Origin of the sequence: Corallococcus sp. 4LFB (genome assembly GCF_046520365.1) — a bacterium.
Classification (GTDB): Bacteria; Myxococcota; Myxococcia; order Myxococcales; family Myxococcaceae; genus Corallococcus; species Corallococcus caeni.
In genome coordinates this window covers 1-3,792 of sequence record NZ_JBKGHJ010000652.1, presented here as the reverse complement: position 1 = coordinate 3,792, position 3,792 = coordinate 1, and the positions used below count along the sequence as shown (strand labels likewise).

Sequence of the window (3,792 nt, the reverse complement as noted above, 5' to 3'; positions counted from 1 at the left end):
GGCATGTTGTAGACGGGCAGGCCCGGCTGGAGCTGGTCCAGGAACCACAGCCGCTGCTGTGCGAACGACAGCGGCAGGTTTCCTTCACGAGGCACCGGCCGCAGCGGCGGCGCCTGGAGCCGCACCGTGCGCGCGAGGGTGGCGTCCACCCGTGCCGCCTGGGCCTCCAGCGTGCGGGCCTCGAAGAGGTCCTGCAGCCGCAGCTCCACCCCGAATGTGGCGCGGATCCGCGACAGCAGCTGCGTCGCCAGCAGCGAGTGGCCGCCACGCTCGAAGAAGTCGTCGTGCGCGCCCGTGCCCTGCGTTCCCAGCAGCTCGTTCCACAGCGCGGCGAGCCGGGCCTCCGTGTCCGTCCGCGGCTGGACGAAGCCCTCCTGCGCGCCCGAGGCCACCGGCGCGGGCAGCGCGCGGCGGTCCACCTTGCCGTTGCGCGTGACGGGCAGCGCGGCCATGGCCACGATGGCCGACGGCACCAGGTACTCCGGCAGTCGCTCCCGCAGCCACGTCTTGAGGCCGGCGACGTCCAGCGGGGCGCCTCCGCCTGTCTGCATGACACGCGGCACCACGTAGGCCGCCAGCGCGCGGCCTCCCGGCATGTCGTCGCGCGCCAGGACCACCGCCTCGCGCACCAGGGGGTGTCCCAGGAGCACGGCTTCGATTTCACCGGGCTCCACCCGGAAGCCGCGCACCTTCACCTGTGCGTCCCGGCGTCCCAGGAAGTGCAGCGTCCCGTCCGCCTTCCATCGGACCCGGTCCCCGGAGCGGTACATCCGCGCTCCTGGCACCCCTCCGAACGGATCCGGCAGGAACCGCTCCGCCGTCAGCGCGGGCTGCTGGAGGTAGCCCCAGGCCACGCCGTCTCCGGACAGGTACAGCTCCCCGGGTACTCCCACCGGCACGGGCCGCAGGAGCGCATCCAGCACGTACGCGCGCGTGTTCGCGATGGGCCGCCCGATGGATACGGGCGCTCCCACCTGACTCACGTCGGTCATCACGTGGCAGGTGGTGAAGGTGGTGCCCTCGGTGGGGCCGTAGCCGTTCACCAGGAGGCCCGCCCGGGTCACGTGCTCGCGCACGCGCTCCGGGTTCAGGACGTCGCCCCCGGCGAGCACCTGGCGCACGCGGGCCAGGGCCTCCGGCTGCGTGGCGGCCAGCTGCTCGAAGAGGGCGGACGTGAGCCACAGCGTGGTGACGTGATGGGCTTCCAGCGTGCGGCCCAGCTCCTCCATGGAGGCCGCCTTCGGATCCGCGAGCACCAGCCGTCCGCCGTGCAGCAGGCAGCCCCACAGCTCGAACGTGGACGCGTCGAAGGCCAGCGGGGCCATTTGCAGGAAGACCTCGTCCGGTCCGAACCGGGCGAACGTCGTGCCCATCACCAGCCGGACGATGGCCCGGTGCGGGACGCAGACGCCCTTGGGCCGGCCGGTGGTGCCGGACGTGTAGAGGACGTACGCGAGCGCGTCTCCTCCTAGGGCCGGCGGGAGCGCTGTGCCGGCTTCCGCGTCGAGCAGCCCGGCCTGCGTGTCCATCCACAGCACTCCGGGAGCGGTGGCGGGCAGCCGCTCACCCAGCGCCTCCAGGGTGAGGACGCGCACCGCGCCGGTGTCCTCCAGCAGGAAGGTCAGCCGCTCCAGGGGCCACTCGGTGTCGAGCGGCACGTAGGCCGCGCCCGCCTTGAGGATGCCCAGCACGGCGATGAGCTGCTCCACGGAGCGCTCCAGGAACAGCGCCACGCGCGCCCCCGGCTTCACGCCGCTTCCGCGCAGGTGCCGCGCGAGCTGGTTGGCCCGGCGGTCCAGCTGCGCGTACGTGAGCGTGCGGCCCTGGGACTCCACCGCCACCGCGTCCGGCGTGCGCGCGGCCTGGGCTTCGAACAGGGCGTGCACGGCCGTGTCGCGCGGGTACGGCACTCCCGTCGCGTTCCACTCCACGAGCACGCGGTGCCGCTCGGCGTCGGAGAGCAGGGACAGCGTGGACAGCCGCTTCGCGGGTTGGGCCACCGCGGCTTCCAGCAGGAGCCGCAGGTGCTCCATCAGCCGCGTGACGGTCGCCTCGTCGTAGAGGTCGGTGCGGTACTCCAGGAGCCCCGTCAGGCCGGAGGGCCCTTCGGAGAAGGTGAGTGACACGTCGAAGCGGGACGTGCCGCTCGCCGTGTCCAGCGGCTTGAAGGTGACGCCGGGCAGCTCCAGCGCGGTGGTCAGGGTGTTCTGGAGCGTGAGCGCCACCTGGAAGAACGGCGCCAGGCCCGGACGCCGGGGCGGTTGCAGCGCCTCCACCAGCTTCTCGAAGGGCAGCTCCTGGTGCGCGTAGGCGCCCAGCGTGACGTCCTTCACCCGGCCCAGCAGCTCCCGGAAGGTCGGGTCGCCGTCCAGCCGCGTGCGCATCACCAGCGTGTTGATGAAGAAGCCGATGATGCCCTCGGTCTCCGCCTGGGTGCGGCCCGCGATGGGGGCACCCACGCTGACGTCGTCCTGGCCGGTGTGCCGCGCGAGCACGGCCTGGAGCCCCGCGAGCAGGCCCATGAACAGCGTGGCGCCTTCCCGCTGGCACAGGGCCGCGAGGTCCTTCGTCAGCTTCCCGGGCAGGGACACCCGCAGGAGCGCGCCGGGCTGGGTCGTGTCCGCGGACCTCGGCCGGTCGGTGGGCAGCTCCGACGTCAGCGGGGCGCCCTCCAGGTGCTTGCGCCAGTACGCGAGCAGCTCCTCCAGGGGCTCGCCCTGGAGTCCGTCGCGCTGCCACGTGGCGAAGTCCGCGTACTGGAGCGGCAGGTCCGGCAGCGGCGAGGGCCGCCCGGCGGAGAAGGCTTCGTAGAGCGCGCCCAGCTCCCGGATGAGCACGGCCATGGACCAGCCGTCGGAGACGATGTGGTGCATCGTCACGAGCAGCAGGTGCTCCTTCTCCGCGAGCCGCAGCAGCCCGGCGCGCAGGAGCGGTCCCCTGGCCAGGTCGAACGGTGTGCGGGCTTCATCCTGGGCCCGCTTCCGCGCCTCCTGCTCGCGCGCTTCCGGCGTCAGGCCGCGCAGGTCGTCCACCGCCAGCGGGAACACCGTGGCGGGGCCGATGATCTGCACGGGCCGGCCGTCGCGGGCACGGAACGTGGTGCGCAGGGACTGGTGCCGGCGCACCAGCTCCGTGAAGGCGCGCTGGAGCGCTTCGGCGTTCAGCGCGCCCTCCACGCGCAGCGCGGCGGGCATGTTGTAGACGGGCAGGCCCGGCTGGAGCTGGTCCAGGAACCACAGCCGCTGCTGCGCGAAGGACACCGGCGCTTCGATGGCGCGTGGCGCGATGGTGGACGCCGGACCCTTGCGCGTCCCGGCGGACATCCGGCCCTGGAGCCGCTGGGCCAGGCCTTCCACGGTGGGGAACTCGAACAGCTCGCGCAGCGGCACCTCCAGCCGCAGGGCGGTGCGCAGGCGAGACGTCACCTGCGTGGCCAGCAGCGAGTGGCCCCCCAGGCTGAAGAAATGATCCGTCACGCTCAGCCGGGGCACTCCCAGCACCTGCGCGAACACGTCCGCCAGCGTCTGCTCCAGCGCGTGCGCGGCGCGATGAAGGGCGCCTCCCCGCGCAGGCTGTCCGCGTCCGGCGCGGGCAGTTGCCGGCGGGCGAGCTTGCCGCTGGGCGTGAGCGGCAGGGCCTCCAGCCGCAGCAGCGCGGAGGGCACCAGGTACTCCGGCAGGCGGCTCGCGAGCTGCCTTCGCAGGGCCTCCGGCTCCCACGCCGCGTCGGGCGGGAGGACGACGTAGCCCACGAGGCGCTTGGTCCCCGGCCACGTCCTCGCGCACCACGGCG

At 73.4% G+C, this 3,792-nt stretch carries 2 protein-coding genes; both read right to left on the bottom strand.

The window, feature by feature from the left end:
* Positions 1–3,512: amino acid adenylation domain-containing protein (locus ACLEQD_RS38880; RefSeq protein WP_410390937.1), on the bottom strand; the 3,512-nt coding region annotated here is incomplete at its 3' end.
* The coding region (locus ACLEQD_RS38875) for an AMP-binding enzyme (protein WP_410390936.1) at positions 3,479–3,792 on the bottom strand (314 nt) is incomplete at its 5' end. The genes ACLEQD_RS38880 and ACLEQD_RS38875, both read right to left, overlap by 34 nt.